Origin of the sequence: Variovorax sp. CF079, from assembly GCF_900101545.1 — a bacterium.
Taxonomy (GTDB): Bacteria; Pseudomonadota; Gammaproteobacteria; order Burkholderiales; family Burkholderiaceae_C; genus Variovorax.
Genome location: NZ_FMZU01000008.1, coordinates 170,525 through 193,487, shown reverse-complemented (window position 1 = coordinate 193,487; position 22,963 = coordinate 170,525). Strand labels below are relative to the sequence as shown.

Here is a 22,963-nt window from a genome sequence, read left to right as displayed (position 1 = left end):
GATCAGGCGGGTTGCGGCGAGTGTTCGCGAATGGTGCGCACCAGCATTTGCGCCACCTGCTCCATCTGGAACCGGCTGTCGAAGCAGCGCAGCGCGGCGACGCGCATCGCCGCGAGTTCGGCGGGGGTCGAGTCCAGCCAGCGTCGCAGCAACGCGATCGTGCCATCCAGCGTGTCGGACTCGACGAAGCCCGCGTGGTCGGCCGCGATCTCGCGCCAGATGTTGACCTTGTCGCTGATCAGCACCGGCCGGCTGCAGGCCAGCGCCTCCGCCACCGCGATGCCGAAGTTCTCTTGGTGCGAGGGCAGGCAGAACACTTCGCACGCGTGGAACGCGCCCCATTTCAAGTCGCCCGACAGCATGCCGGTCCAGCTGACGCGCGAGGCGATGCCGAGGCTGGCCGCCCGGCTTTGCAATTGACGGGTCAAGTCTTCGTCGCCGGGGCCTGCCATCACCAGATGGACATCCGGTGCATCGGCCGCCGTGCGCGCAAAGGCGTCGATCAGCAGGTCGCAGCCTTTCTTCTCGTGGATGCGGCCCAGGAACAGCAGCAGGCGCTTCTGCCTCAGCTCGGGAAAGGACGAAAGAAATGCCTCGGACAAGGCCTTGGCGTCCTGCGGCGGCACGGTGGTGCCATAGGAGCCGACCACCTCTCGGCAGCGATAGAGCCAGAACGACTGCCGTGCGAGCAGGCGTTCTTCCTCGCAGGTGAAGAGCACGGCGGACGCATCGCGCAGCACGCGGTATTCGCCCCAGGGCCAGTAGAGCCACTTCTTGAGGTGCTTGAGCGGGTAGCGGTGCTTGAACCACGGATCGAGCATGCCGTGGCTGTAGACGAAATAGGGCGTGGACGAGCCGTGCAGGGCGCGCCAGGCGGCGAAGCCGACGTACTGCCAGAGCCCGTTGACGATGACGGCGTCATAGTCGCCGGCGTGCGCCTTGAGCCACGGCACCAGGCGCTCGTTGTAGCCATAGCTCGAGATCGAGGGGCCGGTCGCGATCACCTTGCCCGGATAGTCGGCAAGGAAGCCGGCGTCGGGGCTGTCCAGGCTCACGAGGTCGCCTTCGTGCCCCATGCCCGCCAGCGCATCATGGATCCGCCGGACTCCCTCGATGGGGCCTCCGCCCCGGGGATCGACGGATGGAATGAGATGAAGCAGTCTCACGATCGCGAGGCGCGGCTTGGGAAGATTTCGAGCCTCGGATAGCGGAGAACCAAGAGGGCGTAGGCCAGCATGATGCCGAGCAGGGCATTGGCCGTCAGTTGGCCGAGCGCAGGCCAGCTGACCACGGCGAGCGCGGTGGTGAGCCATACCAGCACCGCATAGGGGGAATTCGTCTTGATCGAGGCCCGCAGGCTCGACAGCAGGCCGACGGCCAGCGCCAGGTACTTGAGTGCGATGTAGGCGACTCCCAGCAGGCCGCCCTCCATCAGGATGCGGCCGCCTTCGGCTTCCGCGAGCGCGAAGACATCCGCCGCGCCTGTGCGAACGTAGGTCGCGAGGTTGGATCCGAAGCCCACGCCGTAGCCCAGCCAGCTCATGAGATCGTAGACCCAGGGTTCGCCGAACAGAACGGTAAGAACCCGTTCGCCGAAGTCTTCTGCCTGCGCCGCCTGCTCGAAGCGTGTCTGCGTGACGCCGATGGCATCGCGGAAAACGTAGGCGAAGAGCGCCGTCATCGCGAGCACGACGACGACCGCGACCGCTGCGCCCACCTTGTTGCGCGCCTTCGAGAACAGCAGCCTGCCGAGCAGGTAGGCCATGAGCATCATGCCCGAGGTGATCGCCGCCGTTCTGGAGCCGCTCACCAGCGCGCCGGTGACGAAGGCCACGAAGACGGCCATCGCAAACAGGAACTGCCTGGTGTTTCGCTTCCTGGCGCCCAGAATGCCGAACACCAGCGGCGCCACCATCGTCAAGTAGGTGGCATAGCCGGAGGTGAAGCTGAAGGTCCCGGTGGTGCGGACCACGCCCACCACCGCGACGAAGACGCTTTCCTCGTCGCCGTCCAACTGGGTGTTGATACGCGCGCCGGGAGGCGAGTAGTGCTGCAGCACGGCCAGCGGTGCCAGCAGCAGCATCACGAGGGCTGCCGCAAGGATCGCAGCCCGGTAGTCCGTTTCGTTCATGGCGGCGGCCGCCGCGACGGCGAACCACGTGTACAGGAGCCAGAAACGCAGGCCGATCACAAACACGACCGGCGAGCTTTCGCCGCCGACGAGCTGCAGCAGTCCCCAGCCGAGCACCAGGCAGGACCATGCGAGCATGACGGCCGTGATCTTCTTGTGGCGCCTCAGGTAGCCGTGCCTCAAGGCGTAGACGACCAGCGCGAGGGCCAGCAGGTCGCGCAGAAGGATCAAGGGAAGCGTGGACGCGGAGGACACCCACTTGCGCACCGCGCCTTCGAAAATGACGATCAGGAATACGGCAAGAAAAAGCTGGCCGGCGCGGCTGAGCGACGCGGCCTGGTTCGTCGCGCGAGGGACGCTTGCGGCGATCGCGCTCATGGTCGCGTCCTTCCGGATTGCATGCCGTTGCTGTTGCTCACCTTTGCACCTCGATGGTCATTGTCCGAAGCGCAGCGACATGCGCATCGATGCGATGCGGTTCATACCACTTGTGCGCTTCGTGTCCGATGACGCGCGGATCGACGGCCGACCGGTCGACCGCGTCGAAGCCACGAGCATAGTGCACATTGGGCGTCAGGCCGTCGTGCACGCCATACTCGTCCGACAGCAGAATGGGACAGACGGCGTGTGAACTGTAGGCTGCGAAGATGCTGCTCTTGGACACGTAGTCCGGCGGGTAGGCGAGGGCGCCGTAGTCCGCGCTGGACAGCGCCAGGCTCACCTGTTCGGCCGACAGCTTGCCGTGCGCGATCACGCCCTCCTGCACCAGTCGCTGGGAGAGCGGGCCTCCCGGCATCGCCGGACCGATGTCATGGATCTCGAGGCCGTTGCGCTTGGCGCAGCGGAAGAGTTCGCCGTCCGACCATTCGTAGGACTGGGCGCGGATGCCGGCGCTGCCGAAAACCACCAGCTTGCGCTGCCGTTCGGTCTCGATCGAGGCGGGCTCGCCCACATTCGAGAACACCGGCAGCACCCGGTGCGGCGTGGCCTGGGAACGCTCCAGCAGCCAGCGCGCGGATTCCTCCCGGTTCGTCAGCCAGAAATCGGACAGGAGCAGCAGGTCGCGCGCGATCCGCTGCTGGCAGCCGCTGAGCCAGAACGCCGAGCCCCACGGCGGGCCGGTCGCGAAGAGTTCATGGAAGACGATGCCGAAGGCCTTGAACTGGGTGCGCAAGCCGTCGATCTTCTTGACCAGCCACAGCGGAATGCCGCGCTTCTGGAAACCGTAGCCGCTGAAATGCAGGAGCAGGAACTCTCCCTTCAGCGACGCGGTGTCGGTGTTGCGTGTCAGCTCCATCAGCGGCGCGTGGAGCGGATTGCCCAGCACCGTCGCATAGTCCCGCACGCCGCCCGTGCCGGGCGGAATCAGAGAGATGGAGGTGGCATTCATGCTGGGCATCGACGCAGGGAATTCAGGTCCTCAGGAAGGGATGAGTTCTTCGCTGCAGAAATCCTCGTAAGCGCGCTCCACGCCGGCGCGCAGCGTCATCCTGGGCTTCCAGCCGAGTTGACGAATCCGCGAAATGTCGAGCAGCTTGCGCGGCGCGCCATCGGGCTTGCTCGTGTCGCAGCGGATGGTGCCGCGGTAGCCCACCACCTCGCTCACCAGCTGCGCCAGTTCCGCGATCGACTGGTCTTCGCCGCTGCCGACATTGATGTGGCTGGCCGTGGGCTCCGTATGGGCCGCGTAGATCTCGCGCGGAAGGTCCATCACGTGGACGCAGGCGCTTGCCATGTCGTCGACGTAGAGAAACTCCCGCTTCGGAGTCCCCGTGCCCCAGATCACGACCGAGGGCGCATCTGCGAGCTTGGCTTCGTGGAAGCGGCGGATCATCGCGGGCAGCACGTGGCTGTTCTCGGGATGGTAGTTGTCGCCCGGGCCATAGAGGTTGGTTGGCATCACGCTGCGGAAGTCGCAGCCGTACTGGCGGTTGTAGCTTTCGCAGAGCTTGATGCCGGCGATCTTGGCGACGGCGTAGGGCTCGTTGGTCGGCTCCAGCTTGCCGGTCAGGAGTGCGTCCTCTGCCATCGGCTGTGCCGCGAGCCGCGGATAGATGCAGCTCGAGCCGAGAAAGAGCAGCTTGCTCACGCCGGTGCGCCAGGCCTCGTGGATCAGGTTGGCTTCGACCATCAGGTTCGAATAGATGAACTCCGCCGGATAGCTGTTGTTGGCGTGGATGCCGCCGACCTTGGCCGCCGCTACATAGACCTCCTGCGGCCTTTCCTCGGCGAAGAAGGCCCGGACCTGCGCCTGGTCCGTCAGGTCGAGTTCGGCACGACTCCGGGTGACGAGGTTGGTGTAGCCCTTCTCGACCAGGCATCGCACGATGGCGCTGCCCACCATGCCGCGGTGCCCCGCGACGAAAATCCGCTTCTGAAACTCGCTCATGGAAATAGACCTTGGTACGGGGTGAAGGTTGGGCCCGGTGCTCCCCCGGCCGGAGCGATCAGGCGAGTCGTCTGCGTTGACCGTCGGCACGCTCGGGCAGATCGTCGAAGCGCACGATGTCGTCCTCGCCGAGGTAGCCGCCCGTCTGGACTTCGATCACCTCGAGGATGGTCTTGCCGGCATTTTCCAGCTTGTATCGGGCGCCAACGGGAATGTAGATCGATTCGTTTTCCTTGACCAGGAGCACCTTGTCGTCGCACACCACTCTGGCCGTTCCCTTGACCACGACCCAGTGTTCGGCACGATGGTGGTGCATTCGCAGCGCAAGGTGCGCACCCGGCTTGACCGTCAGGCGCTTGACGGCGAAGCGCTCGCCGTCGTCGATGCTGTCGTAGGCGCCCCATGGTCGCGGAATGCGGCGATGCCGGGTGGCCTGGCTGTGGCCCTGTGTCGTGAGCAAGGCGACCACGTCCTTGACCTGTTCGGCACAGTCGCTGTGCGCAACCAGAAGCGCATCCGGCGTGTCGACCACCAGCAGATCCTTGGTGCCCAGGGCCACGACGGGACGATTGGGCGCATAGATGAAGGTGTTGCGCGCACCCATGGCAAAACCCTGGCCGCTGATCCGGTTGCCGTCGCCGTCCACGTCGTGCAACTCGGCGACCGCGTTCCAGCTGCCGACATCGCTCCAGCGACCCTGGAAGGGAATGACGGCAACCCGGTCGCATTTTTCGAGCACCGCGTAGTCGATGCTCTGGCTGCGGCAGCGGCCGAATGCGGCGCTGTCCATGCGCAGGAAATCGCCGTCCGTTTCGATGGCCGCGGTGGCCAGCCTGCAGCTTTCGAGGATGTCGGGCGCGTGTTGCTCGACTGCGGCGATCAGCACCTTGGCCTGGACCAGCAGGATGCCGGCGTTCCAGAGGTGGCCGCCCGCGAGCAGCAGCTGCTCCGCGTGCGAGGCTGCCGGCTTCTCGACGAATGCGGCCACGGCATGACCCGCCTCTTCGCCCAATGCCTCATCGAGCTTGTTGCCCTGGCGGATGTAGCCGTAGGCGGTACTGGGAAAAGTCGGCTCCACACCGAAAGTCACGAGGTATCCGGCCAGCGCGGCAGGAATCCCCTTCTGAATCGTGGCGACGAAGCGGTCTGCATCCGGGATGTGGTGATCGGCGGGTGCGAACAGCAGCAGTTGTTCCGGGTCGGCCAGAAGGGCAATCGCCGACATGGCGGCCGCCGTGTTGCGTGCCATCGGCTCGAGCAGTTGCTTGCCGCAAACATCCGCTGCTTCGATGCTTTCCTGAACCAGGAAGCGGTGCTCTTCTGCCGCAACGCAAGTCACCTCGGTATTCAACCGACGGAGACGTTCGAGCGTGAGCACCAGCAGGTTCTTGTTGTCGATCAGCGGGACGAATTGCTTGGGCAGGGTCTTGCGCGACAGCGGCCACAGGCGGGTGCCGCTGCCGCCGCAGAGGACGATCGGCTGAATGACGCTCACCTCGAACCCTCTCCGGTGATGACTGCACGCACGGTCTTCAACAGAATCTTGATGTCGAGCCACAACGACCAGTTGCTGACGTACTCCATGTCGAGTTCGACCCGTCTTGCGTAGGACAGGCGGTTGCGGCCGCTGACCTGCCACAGGCCCGTGATCCCGGGGCGCATGGCGCAATAGTGTTCCCAGCCCTTGCCGTAGAGGCTGCGCTGACGCTCCATGCAGGGGCGCGGACCGACCAGGCTCATGTCGCCCTTGAGCACGTTCCAGAACTGGGGCAGTTCGTCGAGGCTCAGCTTGCGGATGAACTGGCCGATGGGCGTGATGCGCGGATCCTTCTCGAGCTTCTGAAAAGTGTCCCACTCGGTGCGGGCCATGTCGTTGCGGCTCAGGAATTCGTCCAGCACCACTTCGGAGTTGTGCACCATCGAGCGGAACTTGTAGAAGCGAAACCTCTGGCCGCTTTCTCCAAGGCGGTTCTGCCAGAAGTGGACCGGACGGCCCATGCTGATGCGCACGCCGAGTGCAACGAGCAGATAGAGGGGCCCGAAGAGAATGAAGAAGGTCAGCGCGCCCACGATGTCGATGGCGCGCTTCGTCGCGCGTTCGAGACGAGTGAGTCTGCGTGGTTGTACGTACGCTGGAGGCGCGGACGATCCGCCGCCATCAGGGGTGAAGCGTCGGACCACGTTGCCGTGTGCGGTCGAGTCGGAACGAAACATTTAAATATCCCCCAGACGGGTGCTGCCTCAACTTCAGAGTCAGAGCGTGGCAGTGTAACGCTTTACTACTATTCGCAAGAATTTGAACACAAGATTCCTTCGTTGTCTTGTGAACAAAAGACGTACACCCTTCGTTGAGCGATGTAAGTTGCGCACTCTGTGAACAAGCCTCTACACTGATTTGGTGCAGTGCAGCATATTCGCCTGAGGTGTAGGTCTTTTGTATGACAACATGTTAACGCTTATTGACGAGTGAGTGTTGTTTGCAAGCGCCGTTCATCGATTTCGTGACTTAGTTCTTGCTTACGGAGTTGCTGCGGCGCAGCAAGCATATGGCGTGCCGCAAGAATCCAAAAGGATTACAAAAAGCTACCGCAGCAGCTTGGTGGGGTATTCGGGGCTGTAAAGAAGTTGCAATGGCGCGCTGGGTAAGCGGCATGGCAAGCGATAGCGATGCGCAGTGGGCGGCGCTGACGCTGGCGCAGGCCCCCAAAATGGTTTGGCAGGAACTGCCGATGTCGAACAAGAGGGAGGCGGGCTGCCTCCCTCTGCACTGTGCTTACTGGCGCACGCCGGCCTCGCGCCCGGCTTCTTCGAATGGCAGCACCATATTGCCGAGGTCGCGACGGGTTTCCACCAGCACCAAGGGGCCTTCGTCGATCACGATGGCGGGCGGACGCTCGCGGGGCACATGGATGGGCTTGGGTTCTGCCGCGATCGCCGCGCGAACCTGCGCCACACGTTCGGCATCCGAATTCACCCAATGCAATCCGGAGCCTTCCGCCACTTGGGCGAGTTCGTCCAGCGGCAGCTCGAAGGGCTGAACCTTCGGCAGAGCGCGCGAAGTCGCGGGCTTGGCCTCGACCACGATGGGCATGGAGGGTGCGACAGCGGGCCGTTCGGTGCGAGGCGCCGACGGCGCCGTATCGATCTCGATGCCGTCGTAGGCGCCGGCGGGTGCTGGAGAGAGCGCAGATGCGGCCGCAATCGCTTCGCCCTCTTCGCGCGGGCTGCGCTCGCGGCGGTCTCGGCCGTAGCGATCGCGCGAGCGGCCCCGGCGCTCGTCGCCGTCACGGCGCGGCGCGGAATCCCCGCTGGCTGCTGCTTCATCGGCGCTACCCATCTCGGTGGGGCCGGCCGCAAGCGACTGAACTTCTGCGGCGGAAGGCGTTTCGACGGGGCGCGGGGCACCCTCATTGCGCCGCTCGCGGCGGCCCTCGTTGCGCTCGCCGCGGGGTGCGCGCTCCTCGCGGCCGCCGCGCGCACCGCGATCGGCTGAAGCGCCGTCCTGTTGTTGCGAGCTGTCGGCGTTCGCAGCGCGGGCGGCGTCGCCCGTGCGTTCACGCGCTGCGTCTGCACTGCGCTCACCGCGTTCCCGACGTTCGCCGCGTCCGCGCGGTGCGCGTTCCGCGGGGGGAGCACCTTCGTCGCCTGCGAACGCATTCGGTGCGATCGCCTGTGCGTCGAGCTGGACGTCGCTTGCTTCGGTCGGCAGTTGGCGCTGGTCGCTGTCGCGACGCTCGCCGCGGCCGCGGCGCTCACCATCGCGCGGCGCACGCGCTTCGCGGGGCTCGCGCGGTTCGCGGACCTGGCTGTCGTTGCGCGCCTCGCCGCGGACTTCGCGTCCTTCGCGGCGCTCGCCTTCGCGGCGTTCGCCGGAGCGGCCGCCGCGGCGTTCGCCGTCGCGTCCACCGCGGCCTTCACCGCGGCCGCCGCGGCGCTGCTCGCCATCGCGCGCGGTGCGTGCCTCGCCGTCGCGGCCGCCGCGAGCATCGCGGCGCGGCTTGGGCGCTTCCACAGGAATCGTGGGCGGGACGGGTGGCGGGACCGGCGCGGCGCCGAACAGGCTCTTGATCCAGCCGAACAGGCCCGACTCGGCGGGTGCGCGCGCGACGGGGGTGGCCGCAGCAGGCGCGGGCGCCGGGGCGACTGCCGGCGGACGCACCGCTTCGGGCTTCGGCATTGCCGCCGGTGCCGGTGCATCGGGCAGCACGCCCTTGATCACCGGCGTCTGCTTGTTGGTGGGCTCCTGCGAGCGTCGCGTGACCGAGGTCGGGTCCTCGATCTCGTCGGCCATCTTGTAGCTGGCTTCGATGTGGTCGAGGCGCGGGTCGTCGTGCTTCAGGCGCTCCAGCTTGTAGTTGGGTGTTTCCAGCGTCTTGTTGGGCACCATCAGCACGGTCACGCGCTGCTTGAGTTCGATCTTGGCGATCTCGGGGCGCTTCTCGTTGAGCAGGAAGGATGCAACTTCGACCGGCACCTGCACGTGCACGGCGGCCGTGTTGTCCTTCATGGACTCTTCCTGAATGATGCGCAGGATCTGCAGCGCGCTCGATTCGGTGTCGCGGATGTGGCCCGAGCCGCCGCAACGGGGGCAGGGGATCGACGAACCTTCGGAGAGCGCCGGCTTCAGGCGCTGGCGGCTCATTTCCATCAGGCCGAACTTGCTGATCGAGCCGAACTGGACGCGTGCACGGTCCTGGCGCAGTGCGTCGCGCAGGCGGCTTTCGACCTCGCGGCGGTTCTTCGACTCGTCCATGTCGATGAAGTCGATGACGATCAGGCCGCCCAGGTCGCGCAGGCGCATCTGGCGGGCCACTTCGTCGGCGGCTTCGAGGTTGGTGCGGGTGGCCGTTTCCTCGATGTCGCCGCCCTTGATGGCACGCGCCGAGTTCACGTCGACCGAGACCAGCGCCTCGGTGTGGTCGATCACGATCGCGCCCCCGCTGGGCAACTGCACCGTGCGCGCATAGGCCGATTCAATTTGATGCTCGATCTGGAAGCGGCTGAACAACGCGGCGTCGTCGCGGTAGCGCTTCACGCGCGCGGCGTGTTCCGGCATCACGTGGGCCATGAACTGCTGCGCCTGGTCGTAGATGTCGTCGGTGTCGATCAGGATGTCGCCGATGTCGTGATTGAAGTAATCGCGGATCGCGCGGATCACCAGCGAGGACTCCTGGTAGATCAGGAAAGCGCCCTTGCCGCCCTTGGCGGCGCCGTCGATGGCGGCCCACAGCTTGAGCAGGTAGTTCAGGTCCCACTGCAGTTCGGGCGCGGAGCGGCCGATGCCGGCGGTGCGCGCGATGATGCTCATGCCCTTGGGGTACTCGAGCTGGTCCATCGCCTCCTTGAGCTCGGCGCGGTCGTCTCCCTCGATGCGCCGGCTGACGCCGCCGCCGCGCGGGTTGTTGGGCATCAGCACGACGTAGCGGCCGGCCAGCGAGATGAAGGTGGTCAGGGCCGCGCCCTTGTTGCCGCGCTCTTCCTTCTCGACCTGGACCACCAGTTCCTGGCCTTCGCGGATCGCGTCCTGGATCCGGGCCTGGCTGGCCGAGACGCCTTCGGCGAAATACTGCTTGGAGATTTCCTTGAACGGCAGGAAGCCGTGGCGGTCTTCGCCGTAGTCGACGAAGCAGGCCTCCAGCGACGGCTCGACGCGCGTCACAACGGCCTTGTAGATGTTGCCCTTGCGCTGCTCGCGCCCTTCGATTTCGATTTCGTAGTCGAGGAGCTTTTGCCCGTCGACGATGGCCAGGCGGCGTTCTTCTGCCTGCGTGGCGTTGATCAGCATCCGCTTCATGATGCGTTTCCTTTGTCTGTTCTATCGTTCTAACCGGTCCATGACGGACCTAACGATGCACGGACGACGCGTCGCGAAACGAAGGAATTGCCGCTGTGCCCCGGCTGCTGCTGGTTGCCGCGCGGACGCGAGCAACCGTATCGAGCGTCAGCTCAATGACAGCCGGGGTGGGGGCGCATGGATGGGCGCGAGCCCGATATGGTGTTGACGCGCTATATTTTCTATAGCAATTGGCGCAATGGTGGCGCGCTCTGCCGACGATTCGATGCCCGAGGCCGCTGGCATCAGCCAGCGCAGGCAAAGTTGAATCAGCAGTATCAACACAAGGTACTCGCTTCGATCCGCCGGCAGCTTTTGGTCTGCCGGCTGGGTATTCCGTATCGGTGTTTCGTGGGCGTCGGCTTGACTTTGATGTAGCGCCCGCCGCCTTGCGCGTTGGCGCGTGGCTTGCGGGCTCAACGCCTAAGCGGCATCGACCTCACAGCGCCTCCGGCAGTGCTCTAAACTTCTGATTAATCAAGCACTTACAAGACCGCGCTGGTGAAAAACATTATAGGTGCGAAGCCAAGCCCCGCGGCAGCAGAAGTTCGCTTTCTGACGGTCGATGGGGAATCTGCGGGCCAAAGACTCGACAATTTCCTGTTCCGGCAGCTCAAGGGGGTGCCCAAAACCCATGTTTACCGGATCATCCGGTCGGGCGAGGTGCGCATCAACAAAGGACGCGTGCAGGCCGAAACCCGCCTGGCGGAAGGCGACGTGTTGCGGCTGCCGCCGGTACGGGTGTCGGCACGGGGGGCAGAGGGCGGCCTGCCGCCCGCACCCGCGCGCGAATTCCCTTTGCTGTATGAGGACGATGCCTTGCTGGCGATCGACAAGCCGGCCGGCGTCGCGGTTCACGGCGGCAGCGGCGTGAGCTTCGGCGTGATCGAGCAGCTGCGCACCGCGCGCCCTGCGGCGCGCTTTCTCGAGCTCGTGCACCGGCTGGACCGCGAGACCTCGGGCATCCTGCTGGTTGCCAAGAAGCGAAGCGCGCTGACGGCGCTGCAAGACCAGTTTCGCGAGCGCGAGACCGGCAAGACCTACCTGGCGCTGGTCGAAGGCAGCTGGCCCGCGAACAAGAAGGTGCTCGATGCGCCGCTCGCCAAGTACCTTTTGCCGGGTCAGGCCGGCTCGGCTGAGCCGGGTGAGCGGCGCGTGCGCGTGGTGGCCAAGGACCATCCCGACGCGATGCGCGCCGTGACGCTGGTGAAAGTCCTGGCTCGCGTCGCCCTCCCGGCGGACGCTGCTTCCTTTTCGCTGCTCGCCGTTACGATCAAGACCGGTCGCACGCATCAGATTCGCGTCCACCTCGCCTCAGGCGGCCATGCGATCGCGGGCGACGACAAGTACGGCGACTTCGAGCGCAATCGCGCATTGCAGAAGCTCGGACTCAAACGCATGTTCCTGCACGCCTGGCGACTGCAGTTCACCCACCCCGCGAGCGGAGAGCGCATGGCGCTGCAGGCTGACTTGCCGCCGGAACTGCATGCGCTGATGCCGCAGGCTGCGCTCGATGCGCTCGCTGCCCACCCCTCGACAGCCTCTCACTCATGACTGACATTCGTCCCCGCCGTTTCGACCTGATCGCTTTCGATTGGGATGGCACGCTCTATGACTCGACGCGACTCATCGTGCGCTGCATCCAGGCCGCGGTGGTCGACGTCGGCGGCGCCAAGCCGAACGAGAACGACGCCGCATGGGTGATCGGCCTGGGCCTTGCCGAAGCGCTGGCCCGCGCCGCACCCGATGTACCGAAGGAGAAGTACGCCGAGCTCGGCGCGCGCTACCGCTATCACTACCTGCAGCATCAAGACGACCTGGTGCTCTTCGACGGCGTCCTGCCGATGCTCGATGCGCTCCACGCGCGCGGCCACAAGCTGGCCGTGGCCACGGGCAAATCGCGGCGGGGGTTGAACGAGGCGCTCGCCACCGTCGCGCTGCGGGACCGCTTCGACGCCTCTCGAACGGCCGACGAAACCTTTGGCAAGCCGCATCCGCGCATGCTGCTCGAATTGATGGAAGAGCTGGACGCGCCGGCCGATCGCACCCTGATGATCGGCGACACCACGCATGACCTCCAGCTCGCGCTCAACGCCGGCTGCGCGAGCGTGGGCGTGAGCTATGGCGCGCACGAGCCGGACAGCTTCGACGTGCTGAAGCCGCTGCATGTGGCGCACTCGGTGTCCGGCCTGACGCAATGGCTTCTCGAGAACGCATGAAAATCCGCGCATGAGCGAATGCATCCCGCTGTGCAATGCGGCCGACCTGGTCGAGGGCGGCCGCGCCGTTGCCTTCGATGTGGTGCACGGCGGCCAGACATGCCGGGCCTTTGCCATTCGCTACGAAGGCCAGCCGCACGCGTACCTCAACCGCTGCAGCCACGTCGCGATGGAGCTGGATTTCCAACCGGATCGCTTCTTCGACGACAGCGGTCAATGGCTGCTGTGCGCGACGCACGGCGCCGTCTACAAGCCGGACACCGGCGAGTGCGCCGGCGGTCCTTGTCGCGGCGGCCTGGTGAAGATCGCCTTGAGCGAACGGGACGGAGTGGTGCACTGGCATACTGCCTGGAACCTCCAACCTCTGGTTTTCTGAAATGACCGATTCCAACCGCACGGAACCTGAGGGTTTCGAGCCTTTCGAGCGCGCCGCGCCTCCCCGAAGCATGTCGAAGAACGATCCGACGCAGCAACCCGACTGGGAGCGCGCCACACTCGAAAAACTGGCCTTCGCCTCGCTGCGCGAACAAAGGGCCACGCGTCGTTGGAAGACCTTCATTCGTCTGAGCTGGCTCGTCTTCTTCATTTTTCTGGTGTGGCTGGCCATGTCCCGCGGCACGCCGACGACTGCCAAGACCACGGCCCACACGGCGGTAGTCGAAATCAAGGGCGAAATCGCCAATGGCGGCGACGCGAGTGCGGAGTTCGTGATCGCGGCGATGAAGAGCGCCTTCGAGGACGACGGCGCCAAGGGTGTCGTTCTGCTGATCAATTCGCCGGGCGGAAGCCCCGTGCAGGCCGGCATCATCAACGACGAGATCAAGCGCCTGCGGGCCAAGCACAAAAAGCCGGTCTACGCGGTGGTCGAGGAGACCTGCGCGTCGGCGGCGTACTACATCGCGGCGGCGACCGACAAGGTCTTCGTCGACAAGGCAAGCATCGTCGGAAGCATCGGCGTGCTGATGGACGGTTTCGGATTCACCGGCCTCATGGACAAGGTCGGCGTGGAGCGCAGGCTCTTGACGGCCGGCGAAAACAAGGGCTTCCTGGATCCGTTCAGCCCGATGAGCGATGCGCAGCGGGTGCACGCGCAGAAGATGCTCGAGCAGATCCACGCGCAGTTCATCGATGTGGTCAAGAAGGGCCGCGGCGACCGGTTGAAGGTCGATACGCCCGGCCTGTTCAGCGGCCTGTTCTGGAGCGGCCAGCAGGCCGTGGAGCTCGGCTTGGCCGATCAGCTCGGCAACGTCGATTTCGTTGCGCGCGAAGTGATCAAGGCCGAGGAAGTGATCGACTACACGCGCCGGGAGAACGTGGCCGAGAAGCTCGCCAAGAAATTCGGCGCTGCCCTCGGCGACGCTTCGGTTCGGGCGCTGCGAACCGCGCCGGCGCTGCGCTGAATCAGGCCGGATTCGCGTAGCGCGCCGATGCCGCGAGCGCTGCGGCAAAGGCCACCACGACATAGAGCGCAGCAGTCAACGAGCTGAGTTGGGCCAGAAAGCCGATTACCGGCGGTCCGGCCATGAAGCCCAGGTAGGCCGCTGCCGATACCGCGGCGATGCCACGTGCCGGCTCGACGCCCGGGACGCGCGCTGACGCGGCGAAGAGGATCGGCACCACGTTGGCGAAACCGATGCCCACGCCTGCAAATCCGATCAAGGCCAGCCAGGGTGCGTCGGCCAGCAGGACCAGCGTCATGGAGGCGGCCGCCAGCCAGGCGCTGCCGCGCAGCAGCAGCGCCGGCGAGAAACGCGCCCGCATCGCGTCGCCGGCGAAGCGCGTGGCGGCCATCGCCGCCGAAAAGCTGGCGTAGGCCAGCGCGGCTTGCTGCTGGGGGCTGCCCAGTTCCTGCTTCAGATAGAGCACGCTCCAGTCGTAGATCGCGCCCTCGGCAATCAGCCCCAGCGCGGCTAGCACGCCGAGGATGGCCAGCGCGCCGCGCGGCAGGCGAAAGCCGTCGCCCGTGCTGGTGAACGTGGTCGCCTCCTTCGGCAACATCCATCTGCAGGAGAGGGCGATCGATAGCGCCATTGCCGCGGCGACGAGCGTCAAGTGCGATTGAGGCGCCATCCCAGCGGCGAGCGCTGCGCCGCCGGTCACGGCACCCGCCATGCCGCCCAGGCTGAACATGCCGTGCATGCCGCTCATCAGCGGATGGCCGTCTCGCAGCTCGAGCTGCGCGGCCTCGGTATTGATCGCCACGTCGAAGACGCCGGTGAGGATGCCGAACACGGCGAGCAAGCCCAGCAGCGCGCCATAGCTGGGCATCACCAGCAAGCCGGCCAGCAGCAGCGCATAGATCGCGCCGCACAGGCCGGCGGTGCCGCGGGCGCCATGGCGGCCGATCCAGCGGCTCGCCTGTGTGAGGCCCAGCAAGGCGCCGACGCCGGCGGCGAGCATGGCCAGGCCGAGCGCCGCTTCATCGACGCCGTAGTGGATCTTCACAGTCGGGATATGAACACCCCAGGTCGCGAAGATGAAACCCGAGCCGAAGAATTGCGCGCGCGAAGCCCAGCGCATGCGGGCGGAGGGAGGGCCCGACAAGATCAGCGCCCGATCGCGAACACCGCGGGCGTGCGCTCGTCGGCCGGCAATGGTTTGGCGCGCCAGCTCTTCACCGTATCGCTGCGCACGTTCGCGGCCGCGAGCGTGAGTCCGCGCGCCACCGCGAGCCGCGTGTTGTGCTGCAGCGTCTGCACGAGCGCCTGCAGCAGGGCTGTATTGCGGTAGGGCGTTTCGATGAAAAGCTGCGTCTGGCCGGTCCTCAGTGCGAGTGCCTCGAGCTCGCGGATGCGTTGCGCGCGTGCCTCGGCGTCCTGCGGCAGGTAGCCGACGAAAGCGAAGTTCTGGCCATTGAGACCACTCGCCGCAAGTGCGAGCAGCAGCGACACCGGGCCGGTAAGCGGCACCACGGTGATGCCCAGTTCGTGCGCGGCCCGTGCCACGGAGGATCCCGGGTCGGCGACGGCAGGCATGCCGGCCTCGCTAAGCAGGCCAATGTTCTTGCCTTCGAGCGCGGCGGAAAGGAGTGGTCGGGCATCGAACTGGCCGGCGTGGTCTCCCTTCTTGTGAACCTCGCGCGGCAGTTCCTGGATCTGCTGGGCCTGCAGCGGCGCAGCAAGCGGCGCCACCGCGTCGATGCGCTTGAGATAGGCGCGGGCCGATTTCGCGTTCTCGCAGATCCAGTGCGTGATCCCAGCCGCGATCTGCAGCGTGCCGAGCGGAAGCACGTCCTGCAGCGGCACCTCAGCCTCACAGCCGAAATCCAGCGGTGCAGGCACCAGATAGAGCTTGCCTTTGCTCACAAGAGGTCGACGCCGGCGGCGCGCAGCATGTTGGCTGTACGAATCAGCGGCAGGCCCACCAGGGCCGTCGGATCGTCGCTGTCGATGGCTTCGAGCAGAGCAATGCCAAGGCCCTCGCTCTTTGCGCTTCCCGCGCAGTCGTAGGGCTGTTCCGCGCGCAGATAGGTATCGATCGCCGCATCGCTGAGCTCACGAAACACGACGCGCACGGGCGCCAGATCGCGCTGCACGAAGCTCGTCGCCTGGCACACCACGGCGACGGCCGTCTGGAATATCAGCGTCCGGCCGCGCATGCGCCGCAATTGGGCCCTGGCGCGGGCGTGATCTCCGGGCTTGCCCAATGGCTCGCCAGCCAGGTCGGCCACCTGATCGGAGCCGATCACCACGGCTTCAGGGAATTGGCGGGCCACCGACATCGCTTTTTCGAGCGCCAGCCGTTCCGCCAACGCGCGCGGCGCCTCGCCTGCCATCGGTGTTTCGTCGACGTCGGGTGCTTGGACATCGAAGGCCAGGTGCAGGCGTGCAAGAAGCTCGCGGCGATAGCGCGAGGTGGAGGCAAGAATCACAGTGCGTTGCATGGGCCACGATTGTGCGCGAGCGGTTTAGACTGGTGCCGATGACCAGAGAATTTGCCCCAGGCCGGCTCGACGTGAACGGCTTTGCCGAGGCGGCCGCTACCGTTTCGGGAAACGAGCCCCTTCAGACTTATCAGCGCTTGAGCGCTGAAGTGGCCGCCCCGGCCACCGACGCGAGCGTGCGCTGGCAGGCCGAAGGCGCCCGCCGCGATGGTCCCGATGGAGCGCCAGTCCCCTGGCTGCACCTGGAGGCGCAGACCACGGTGGCCCTGGTCTGCCAGCGCTGCCTCACCCCGGTCGAAGTCGAACTGAAAGTCGATCGCTGGTTTCGTTTCGCGGCAGACGAAGCCATTGCAGCGGCCGAAGACGAGGATTCCGAGGAGGACGTTCTGGTCGCGAGCCGCGATTTCGACCTCCATGCCTTGATCGAGGATGAACTCCTCATGGAAATCCCGGTCACACCGCGGCACGAACGTTGTCCCGAGCCGGTGCGGCTGTCGGCTGCGGATCCCGATTTCGAGGCGGCCGAGGCCGCGCGTCCGAATCCCTTCGCAGTGCTCGGCGCGTTGCGTTCGCGCAAGCCGGAGTAGGCCTCGAAACATCGAGCTGGCGCTCCTTATTCAGCTTGGGCTATAATCATGGGCTTCGCGCGCGCCGCCGTCGACGTTAGAGCGTTCTGCAGGGCCTCACGGCCGCCCCGCGTGCTTACCCACTCACCCGAATACTTTCAGGAGCCAGCATGGCCGTCCAGCAAAACAAGAAGTCGCCGTCCAAGCGCGGCATGCACCGTTCCCACAATGCTTTGGGCGTGCCCGGCATTGCCGTCGAGCCGACCACAGGCGAAACGCATCTGCGCCACCACATTAGCCCGAACGGCTTCTATCGCGGCCGCAAGGTGCTCAAGACCAAGTCTGAAGCCTGATCCCAGTTTCAAGGCCAAAGGCCCGAAGCTACTTTTGTTGTAGCGTCGGGCCTTTGTTTTGATGGTCACGCCTTCCGAATTCGCTCCTGCCCCCTCCGCAATCACGCTTGCCGTCGATTGCATGGGGGGAGACCACGGTCCGCGCGTCACGCTTGCGGCCTGCCGCGCATTTCTCGATCGCCACGCCGAAGCGTCGTTGCTGCTGGTTGGTGCCCCGGCAGCGCTGGCCGGCTTCTCGCATCCGCGTGCCCGAGTCATTCCCGCCAGCGAAGTGGTCGGAATGGACGACCCGATTGAGATCGCGCTGCGCAAGAAAAAAGATTCTTCGATGCGCGTCGCGATTCAGCAAGTGAAGGACGGCGCCGCGCAGGCCGCGATTTCTGCTGGCAACACCGGCGCCTTGATGGCGATCGCTCGTTACTTGCTCAAGACCTTGGATGGTATCGACAGGCCGGCCATCGCTCCTCAGCTTCCGAACAGCAAGGGCGGGGCGACAACGGTGCTCGATCTCGGCGCCAATGTGGATTGTGATGCTGAAGATCTGTTGCAGTTCGCCGTGTTGGGTTCTGCGCTGGTGTCCGCCCTGACAGGCAACGAGTCGCCGTCCGTCGGACTTCTCAATGTCGGGGAAGAGGCGATCAAGGGCAGCGAAACGATCAAAAAAGCAAGTCAATTGCTTCGGAAAGCGGCCAATTCCCAGGATTTGAACTTCTACGGCAACGTCGAGGGTAACGACATTTTCAAAGGGACGACCGACATCGTCGTCTGTGACGGTTTTGTTGGCAATGTCACATTGAAGGCCACCGAGGGCGTGGCTTCGATGATCGTCGACTTCCTTCGCATCGAGTATTCCAGCGGTATTTTCAGCAAATTTGCTGCGATCGTCTCGTATCCGGTTCTAAAGGCCCTCAAGCGCCGCCTCGACCATCGGCGGTACAACGGCGCGGCCTTGCTCGGCCTGCGCGGACTCGTTTTCAAGAGCCATGGCTCGGCTGACGAAGTGGCCTTCGGTCATGCGCTCGATCGCGCTTATGATGCCGCTCGCAACAACCTGCTCGATCGCGTGCGGGCCCGCATCGCCCACGCCGCGCCACTCCTCGCGCGACAAGAACCGGCGACGCCGGTCGACACGGCGGCGCTCCACGTTTGATGACTCCTTTTTCCCGCATCACCGGCACCGGCAGCTACCTGCCCCCGCGCCGAGTGACCAACGACGACCTCGCCCGCGAATTGGCCACGCGTGGCATCGAGACCTCTGATCAATGGATCATCGAGCGCACGGGCATTCGCGCTCGGCACTTCGCCGCACCCGAAGTCACGAGCAGCGAACTGGGGCTGGAGGCCGCAAAGAATGCGCTGGAAGCGGCTGGTCGCAGTGCTGGCGAGGTCGACCTGATCATCGTCGCGACCTCGACCCCTGACATGGTGTTCCCGTCGTCGGCAGCCATTCTTCAAAACAAGTTGGGCATCGCGGGCTGTCCTGCATTCGACGTACAGGCGGTGTGCAGCGGCTTCGTCTATGCGATGACGGTGGCCGACGCCATGATCCGCACCGGAAGCGCCAAGTGCGCGCTGATCGTCGGCGCTGAGGTTTTTTCGCGCATCCTCGACTTCAACGACCGCACCACCTGCGTCCTGTTCGGTGACGGTGCCGGCGCCGTGGTGCTCGAGGCCAGCGACGAGCCCGGGATTCTTGCCAGCGACCTGCATGCCGATGGCAAGCACGTGGGCATCCTCTGCGTGCCGGGCCACGTCTCGGGCGGCAACGTGCTTGGCACGCCGCTGCTTCACATGGACGGGCAGGCTGTTTTCAAGCTGGCCGTGCGCGTGCTGGAAGAGGCCGCACGCGCCACCTTGCAGAAGGCGGGCAAGACCGATGCCGACATCGACTGGCTGATTCCCCATCAGGCCAACATCCGCATCATGGAAGGCACCGCGCGGAAGCTGAAGCTGCCGCTCGAGAAGCTGATCGTGACGGTCAACGAGCATGGCAACACCTCTGCGGCCTCTATCCCCCTGGCATTGGACGAGGCGGTGCGCGCAGGCAAGGTGAAGAAGGGCGATACGGTGATGCTGGAAGGCGTTGGCGGCGGCTTCACTTGGGGCGCAGTCCTGTTGACCATGTAATGCAGCGCGTTGCCCCGAAGAGGGCAGTCGCGCGCGATTGGAGACGCAAAACAATGAAATCCTTCGCTTTCGTATTTCCCGGCCAGGGCTCGCAGGCGGTCGGCATGCTCGACGCATGGGGCGACCATCCGGTCGTGACCGAGACCCTGCAGGAAGCATCCGATGCCTTGGATGAAGATGTTTCGCGCTTGATCCACGAGGGCCCCAAGGAGGCGCTGGCGCTCACTACGAATACGCAGCCCGTGATGCTGGTCGCCGGCATCGCGTCCTGGCGGGCCTGGTTGGCGGAAGGCGGCGCCAAGCCCTCGGTCGTTGCCGGTCATTCGCTGGGCGAATATTCCGCCTTGGTGGCATCCGGCGTCTTGACGCTCGCGCAGGCGGCGCCACTGGTGCGTTTCCGCGCGCGCGCCATGCAGCAGGCCGTGCCCGTGGGGGCGGGTGCCATGGCGGCGGTCCTCGGCATGGATGCCGGCAAGGTGAAAGCAGGTTGTGCCGAAGTGACAGCCTCGTTCGGCACCGGCAGCGCCGAAATCGTCGAAGCGGTGAACTTCAACGATCCGATGCAAACCGTGATCGCGGGCAGCAAGGCCGCGGTCGAAAAGGCCTGCGAAGTGCTCAAGGCCCAGGGCGCCAAGCGGGCACTGCCGTTGCCGGTGTCGGCGCCTTTCCATTCGAGCCTGATGAAGCCGGCCGCCGAAGCGCTGGAAGAGCGGCTGGCATCGCTCAGCCTGGCCGCGCCCCAGATCCCCGTGCTCAACAACATCGACGTGGCGGTCGAAACCGACCCGGCCCGGATTCGCGACGCGTTGGTGCGCCAAGCGGCGGGTCCTGTGCGCTGGGTCGAAAGCGTGCAGGCCTTGCAGGCGCGTGGCGTGGAGGTCGTCGTTGAATGCGGCCCCGGCAGGGTGCTTGCCGGCATGATCAAACGCATTGCGCCCGAGCTCGCCGCGGCCTCGGTGTATGACCCGGCAACGCTCGCAGAAACAAGACAACTGCTCGGCGGCTGAACGCCGGGCTCCAACATTATTCTTTTATGAGCACTCCAAAATTCGAAGGCCAGGTCGCATTGGTCACCGGCGCTTCGCGCGGTATCGGTGCGGCGATCGCGCTCGAACTGGCCCAGCGCGGTCTCATGGTCATCGGGACCGGCACCACCGAAGAAGGCGCGAACAGAATCTCGGCCGCGCTCGCCGCCCATGGCGGGCGGGGGTGTGCGCTCGACGTCAATGATGGGCCGGCGGTCGAAGCGCTGGTCGACGAGATCGTCAAGACCTATGGCGCGATCCACGTGCTGGTCAACAATGCCGGCATCACCCGCGACATGCTCGCCATGCGCCTCAAGGACGAGGATTGGGATGCGGTGCTCGACACCAATCTCAAAGCCGTTTTCCGTCTTTCCCGTGCGGTGATCCGCCCCATGATGAAGCAGCGCTACGGCCGGATCGTCAGCATCACCAGCGTCGTCGGCGCTTCCGGCAACGCCGGCCAGGCCAACTATGCGGCCGCCAAGGCTGGCGTGGCGGGCATGACGCGCGCGTTGGCACGCGAACTCGGAAGCCGCAGCATCACGGTCAACTGCGTGGCGCCGGGCTTTATCGAGACCGACATGACCGCCAGCCTGCCCGAGGCGCAGCAGCAGGCGCTGCTGTCGCAGATTCCGCTCGGCCACCTGGGCAAGCCGGCTGACATCGCGCATGCCGTTGCCTACCTGGCTTCGCCCCAAGCCTCCTATGTGACGGGCCAGGAACTGCACGTCAACGGCGGCATGCACATGTAAGCGCAGTAGCGCAATTCTTTTACCGTACGGCCTTGGGGCGGATGCCACAATGCGGCCGGCTAAAATCCACCGATTACCTACAACCCTCAGAGGGAACCAAATGAGCGATATCGAAGCACGTGTCAAGAAAATCATTGCCGAACAACTCGGCGTTGAAGAGTCCCAGGTCACCAATGAAAAGGCTTTCGTGGCGGACCTCGGTGCTGACTCGCTCGACACGGTCGAACTGGTGATGGCACTCGAAGACGAATTTGGCATCGAGATCCCGGATGAAGACGCCGAGAAGATCACGACTGTCCAGAACGCCGTCGACTACGCCACCAAGAATCAAAAGGCCTGATATCGGCCACGCTGAGTTTCCGTTCCGGCCGGCGGCTTCCAAGCCTGCACGCGCCGCACAACGGCCTCAGTGCTTCCAGAAAGGTTTGCCGGCATGACCAAACGCCGCGTCGTCGTCACTGGGCTTGGTTGCATTGCCCCTGTCGGAAACACTGTCGCCGAGTCCTGGGCCAATCTGCTGGCCGGGAAGTCGGGCGTCGACACCATCACCAAGTTCGATGTGAGCGCCTTTGCCTGCAAGTTCGCAGGCGAGGTCAAGGGCTTCGACATCACGCAATACATTCCCGAGAAGGAAGCGCGCCACATGGATCGCTTCATCCATCTCGGGCTCGCTGCTGCGATCCAGGCGGTGCAGGACAGCGGCTTGCCGACCGGCGAGGCCCTGAGCTATGAAGAAGCCGTTCGCATCGGCTGCAACATCGGCTCAGGGATCGGGGGACTCCCCATGATCGAGGCCACGCACGGCGAACTGACCAACCGCGGCCCGCGCCGCGTGTCGCCGTTCTTCGTGCCGGCATCGATCATCAACATGATCTCCGGCCACGTGTCCATCAAATATGGCTTCAAGGGCCCGAACATCGCGATCGTCACTGCCTGCACGACCGGTTTGCATGCGATTGGTACGTCTGCTCGGATGATCGAGTACGGCGATGCCGATGTGATGATTGCAGGCGGCTCGGAATCCACGGTGTCGCCGCTCGGTATCGGGGGCTTTGCCGCGGCGCGCGCACTGTCCACCCGCAACGAAGATCCGGCCACGGCGTCGCGCCCCTGGGATCGCGACCGCGACGGTTTCGTGCTCGGTGAGGGTGCCGGCGTTCTGGTGCTCGAGGAGTACGAGCACGCCAAGGCGCGCGGCGCCAAGATCTACGCCGAAGTGTCCGGCTTCGGCATGAGCGCCGACGCCTTCCACATGACCGCGCCCGATGTCGACGGACCCCGCCGCTCGATGGACATGGCCTTGAAGAATGCGGGCGTCAACGCCGATCAGGTCCAATACCTGAACGCGCATGGCACCTCGACGCAGATCGGCGACATCAACGAAACCAATGCGATCAAGAATGCTTTTGGCGACCATGCGAAGAAGCTGGTGGTGAACTCGACCAAGTCGATGACCGGCCACTTGCTCGGCGGTGCCGGCGGCATCGAGTCGGTGTTTACCGTGCTGGCTGTGCATCACCAGAAAAGTCCGCCGACGATCAACATCTTCAATCAAGATCCGGAGTGCGATCTCGATTACTGCGCCAATGAGGCGCGCGATCTCAAGATCGACGTCGCGGTCAAGAACAACTTCGGCTTCGGCGGCACCAACGGCACGCTGGTGTTCAAGCGCGCTTGATTTTCCT

The 22,963-nt window shown here is 65.1% G+C and carries 22 protein-coding genes; 12 read left to right on the top strand and 10 right to left on the bottom strand.

From position 1 onward, the window contains the following. Nucleotides 1–2: 2 nt before the first annotated feature. The 7 genes from BLS74_RS12965 to BLS74_RS12935 form a co-directional block, all read right to left on the bottom strand. Nucleotides 3–1,166: a glycosyltransferase gene (locus tag BLS74_RS12965; RefSeq protein WP_093106649.1), complete on the bottom strand. Its 1,164-nt coding sequence runs from the start codon at nucleotides 1,164–1,166 to the stop codon at nucleotides 3–5. After that, nucleotides 1,163–2,509 (bottom strand): hypothetical protein, encoded by a 1,347-nt coding sequence (locus tag BLS74_RS12960; RefSeq protein WP_093106646.1) that lies wholly within the window; start codon nucleotides 2,507–2,509, stop codon nucleotides 1,163–1,165. Before BLS74_RS12960 ends, BLS74_RS12965 begins: the two co-directional genes overlap by 4 nt. 37 nt (nucleotides 2,510–2,546) lie before the next feature. Beyond that, a complete protein-coding gene (locus BLS74_RS12955) occupies nucleotides 2,547–3,521 on the bottom strand; it encodes a hypothetical protein (protein ID WP_139191676.1) in 975 nt (324 codons plus the stop codon). Nucleotides 3,522–3,551: 30 nt separating this feature from the next. Then, on the bottom strand, nucleotides 3,552–4,520 hold the full coding sequence (locus tag BLS74_RS12950; RefSeq protein WP_093106640.1) for a GDP-L-fucose synthase: 969 nt from the start codon (nucleotides 4,518–4,520) through the stop codon (nucleotides 3,552–3,554). A gap of 58 nt (nucleotides 4,521–4,578) precedes the next feature. Beyond that, the gene (locus tag BLS74_RS12945) at nucleotides 4,579–6,015 is read right to left on the bottom strand and encodes a mannose-1-phosphate guanylyltransferase/mannose-6-phosphate isomerase (RefSeq protein ID WP_093106637.1); all 1,437 of its coding nucleotides are present in this window, start codon (nucleotides 6,013–6,015) and stop codon (nucleotides 4,579–4,581) included. Beyond that, nucleotides 6,012–6,734 (bottom strand): sugar transferase, encoded by a 723-nt coding sequence (locus BLS74_RS12940; RefSeq protein WP_093106635.1) that lies wholly within the window; start codon nucleotides 6,732–6,734, stop codon nucleotides 6,012–6,014. The genes BLS74_RS12945 and BLS74_RS12940 overlap by 4 nt, the downstream gene beginning before the upstream one ends. A gap of 559 nt (nucleotides 6,735–7,293) precedes the next feature. Next, nucleotides 7,294–10,314 carry an Rne/Rng family ribonuclease gene (locus BLS74_RS12935; protein WP_093106632.1) on the bottom strand — a complete coding sequence of 1,007 codons (3,021 nt, stop codon included), beginning with the start codon at nucleotides 10,312–10,314 and terminating at the stop codon, nucleotides 7,294–7,296. 540 nt (nucleotides 10,315–10,854) lie between these two features. On the opposite strand from BLS74_RS12935, the gene BLS74_RS12930 reads away from it, so the two are divergent. Genes BLS74_RS12930 through BLS74_RS12915 form a run of 4 tightly spaced genes read left to right on the top strand, consistent with a single transcriptional unit; the run spans nucleotide 10,855 to nucleotide 13,972 of the window. Continuing rightward, nucleotides 10,855–11,907, top strand: coding sequence for an RluA family pseudouridine synthase (locus BLS74_RS12930; protein ID WP_093106629.1), 1,053 nt, complete (start codon nucleotides 10,855–10,857; stop codon nucleotides 11,905–11,907). Further along, a complete protein-coding gene (locus BLS74_RS12925) occupies nucleotides 11,904–12,572 on the top strand; it encodes an HAD-IA family hydrolase (RefSeq protein WP_093106627.1) in 669 nt (222 codons plus the stop codon). The genes BLS74_RS12930 and BLS74_RS12925 overlap by 4 nt, the downstream gene beginning before the upstream one ends. 10 nt (nucleotides 12,573–12,582) lie before the next feature. Continuing rightward, a complete protein-coding gene (locus tag BLS74_RS12920) occupies nucleotides 12,583–12,948 on the top strand; it encodes a Rieske (2Fe-2S) protein (RefSeq protein ID WP_093106624.1) in 366 nt (121 codons plus the stop codon). 1 nt (nucleotide 12,949) lies between these two features. Beyond that, nucleotides 12,950–13,972 carry a S49 family peptidase gene (locus BLS74_RS12915; protein ID WP_093106621.1) on the top strand — a complete coding sequence of 341 codons (1,023 nt, stop codon included), beginning with the start codon at nucleotides 12,950–12,952 and terminating at the stop codon, nucleotides 13,970–13,972. A 1-nt stretch (nucleotide 13,973) separates the two neighbouring features. Here BLS74_RS12915 and BLS74_RS12910 read toward each other — a convergent pair whose 3' ends face one another. From BLS74_RS12910 to BLS74_RS12900, 3 genes are read right to left on the bottom strand one after another with little or no spacing between them, the layout of a single operon-like run. After that, a complete protein-coding gene (locus tag BLS74_RS12910; protein WP_093106618.1) occupies nucleotides 13,974–15,092 on the bottom strand; it encodes an MFS transporter in 1,119 nt (372 codons plus the stop codon). 26 nt (nucleotides 15,093–15,118) lie between these two features. After that, nucleotides 15,119–15,877: an SAM-dependent methyltransferase gene (locus BLS74_RS12905; protein WP_093106615.1), complete on the bottom strand. Its 759-nt coding sequence runs from the start codon at nucleotides 15,875–15,877 to the stop codon at nucleotides 15,119–15,121. Beyond that, entirely contained in the window at nucleotides 15,874–16,455 is a 582-nt protein-coding gene (locus BLS74_RS12900) for a Maf family protein (RefSeq protein ID WP_093106612.1), read from the bottom strand. Before BLS74_RS12900 ends, BLS74_RS12905 begins: the two co-directional genes overlap by 4 nt. A gap of 38 nt (nucleotides 16,456–16,493) precedes the next feature. Between BLS74_RS12900 and BLS74_RS12895 the strand changes: the two genes are divergently transcribed. The 8 genes from BLS74_RS12895 to fabF all read left to right on the top strand — a co-directional run bounded on the left by BLS74_RS12895 (nucleotide 16,494) and on the right by fabF (nucleotide 22,956). Next, a complete protein-coding gene (locus BLS74_RS12895; protein WP_093106609.1) occupies nucleotides 16,494–17,042 on the top strand; it encodes a YceD family protein in 549 nt (182 codons plus the stop codon). A 149-nt stretch (nucleotides 17,043–17,191) separates the two neighbouring features. Further along, a complete protein-coding gene (gene rpmF / locus BLS74_RS12890; protein ID WP_028248601.1) occupies nucleotides 17,192–17,374 on the top strand; it encodes a 50S ribosomal protein L32 in 183 nt (60 codons plus the stop codon). A gap of 61 nt (nucleotides 17,375–17,435) precedes the next feature. Then, the gene (plsX, locus tag BLS74_RS12885) at nucleotides 17,436–18,524 is read left to right on the top strand and encodes a phosphate acyltransferase PlsX (RefSeq protein ID WP_093106606.1); all 1,089 of its coding nucleotides are present in this window, start codon (nucleotides 17,436–17,438) and stop codon (nucleotides 18,522–18,524) included. Further along, nucleotides 18,524–19,501, top strand: coding sequence for a beta-ketoacyl-ACP synthase III (locus BLS74_RS12880; protein WP_093106604.1), 978 nt, complete (start codon nucleotides 18,524–18,526; stop codon nucleotides 19,499–19,501). Before plsX ends, BLS74_RS12880 begins: the two co-directional genes overlap by 1 nt. A gap of 53 nt (nucleotides 19,502–19,554) precedes the next feature. After that, on the top strand, nucleotides 19,555–20,508 hold the full coding sequence (gene fabD, locus BLS74_RS12875) for an ACP S-malonyltransferase (RefSeq protein ID WP_093106601.1): 954 nt from the start codon (nucleotides 19,555–19,557) through the stop codon (nucleotides 20,506–20,508). 26 nt (nucleotides 20,509–20,534) lie between these two features. Further along, nucleotides 20,535–21,278 (top strand): 3-oxoacyl-ACP reductase FabG, encoded by a 744-nt coding sequence (gene fabG / locus BLS74_RS12870; RefSeq protein WP_093106600.1) that lies wholly within the window; start codon nucleotides 20,535–20,537, stop codon nucleotides 21,276–21,278. A 100-nt stretch (nucleotides 21,279–21,378) separates the two neighbouring features. Then, nucleotides 21,379–21,618 carry an acyl carrier protein gene (gene acpP, locus BLS74_RS12865; protein WP_007830471.1) on the top strand — a complete coding sequence of 80 codons (240 nt, stop codon included), beginning with the start codon at nucleotides 21,379–21,381 and terminating at the stop codon, nucleotides 21,616–21,618. 93 nt (nucleotides 21,619–21,711) lie between these two features. Next, nucleotides 21,712–22,956: a beta-ketoacyl-ACP synthase II gene (fabF, locus tag BLS74_RS12860; protein ID WP_093106598.1), complete on the top strand. Its 1,245-nt coding sequence runs from the start codon at nucleotides 21,712–21,714 to the stop codon at nucleotides 22,954–22,956. Nucleotides 22,957–22,963 lie beyond the last annotated feature (7 nt).

What these genes read in the sequence shown, in the direction of transcription:
- BLS74_RS12960 (WP_093106646.1), bottom strand. Translation starts at nt 2,509, where the DNA reads ATGAGCGCGATCGCCGCAAGCGTCCCTCGCGCGACGAACCAGGCCGCG.
- BLS74_RS12955 (WP_139191676.1), bottom strand. Translation starts at nt 3,521, where the DNA reads ATGAATGCCACCTCCATCTCTCTGATTCCGCCCGGCACGGGCGGCGTG.
- BLS74_RS12950 (WP_093106640.1), bottom strand. Translation starts at nt 4,520, where the DNA reads ATGAGCGAGTTTCAGAAGCGGATTTTCGTCGCGGGGCACCGCGGCATG.
- BLS74_RS12940 (WP_093106635.1), bottom strand. Translation starts at nt 6,734, where the DNA reads ATGTTTCGTTCCGACTCGACCGCACACGGCAACGTGGTCCGACGCTTC.
- BLS74_RS12935 (WP_093106632.1), bottom strand. Translation starts at nt 10,314, where the DNA reads ATGAAGCGGATGCTGATCAACGCCACGCAGGCAGAAGAACGCCGCCTG.
- BLS74_RS12925 (WP_093106627.1), top strand. Translation starts at nt 11,904, where the DNA reads ATGACTGACATTCGTCCCCGCCGTTTCGACCTGATCGCTTTCGATTGG.
- BLS74_RS12920 (WP_093106624.1), top strand. Translation starts at nt 12,583, where the DNA reads ATGAGCGAATGCATCCCGCTGTGCAATGCGGCCGACCTGGTCGAGGGC.
- BLS74_RS12915 (WP_093106621.1), top strand. Translation starts at nt 12,950, where the DNA reads ATGACCGATTCCAACCGCACGGAACCTGAGGGTTTCGAGCCTTTCGAG.
- BLS74_RS12910 (WP_093106618.1), bottom strand. Translation starts at nt 15,092, where the DNA reads ATGCGCTGGGCTTCGCGCGCGCAATTCTTCGGCTCGGGTTTCATCTTC.
- BLS74_RS12900 (WP_093106612.1), bottom strand. Translation starts at nt 16,455, where the DNA reads ATGCAACGCACTGTGATTCTTGCCTCCACCTCGCGCTATCGCCGCGAG.
- BLS74_RS12895 (WP_093106609.1), top strand. Translation starts at nt 16,494, where the DNA reads ATGACCAGAGAATTTGCCCCAGGCCGGCTCGACGTGAACGGCTTTGCC.
- rpmF (WP_028248601.1), top strand. Translation starts at nt 17,192, where the DNA reads ATGGCCGTCCAGCAAAACAAGAAGTCGCCGTCCAAGCGCGGCATGCAC.
- plsX (WP_093106606.1), top strand. Translation starts at nt 17,436, where the DNA reads ATGGTCACGCCTTCCGAATTCGCTCCTGCCCCCTCCGCAATCACGCTT.
- BLS74_RS12880 (WP_093106604.1), top strand. Translation starts at nt 18,524, where the DNA reads ATGACTCCTTTTTCCCGCATCACCGGCACCGGCAGCTACCTGCCCCCG.
- fabD (WP_093106601.1), top strand. Translation starts at nt 19,555, where the DNA reads ATGAAATCCTTCGCTTTCGTATTTCCCGGCCAGGGCTCGCAGGCGGTC.
- fabG (WP_093106600.1), top strand. Translation starts at nt 20,535, where the DNA reads ATGAGCACTCCAAAATTCGAAGGCCAGGTCGCATTGGTCACCGGCGCT.
- acpP (WP_007830471.1), top strand. Translation starts at nt 21,379, where the DNA reads ATGAGCGATATCGAAGCACGTGTCAAGAAAATCATTGCCGAACAACTC.
- fabF (WP_093106598.1), top strand. Translation starts at nt 21,712, where the DNA reads ATGACCAAACGCCGCGTCGTCGTCACTGGGCTTGGTTGCATTGCCCCT.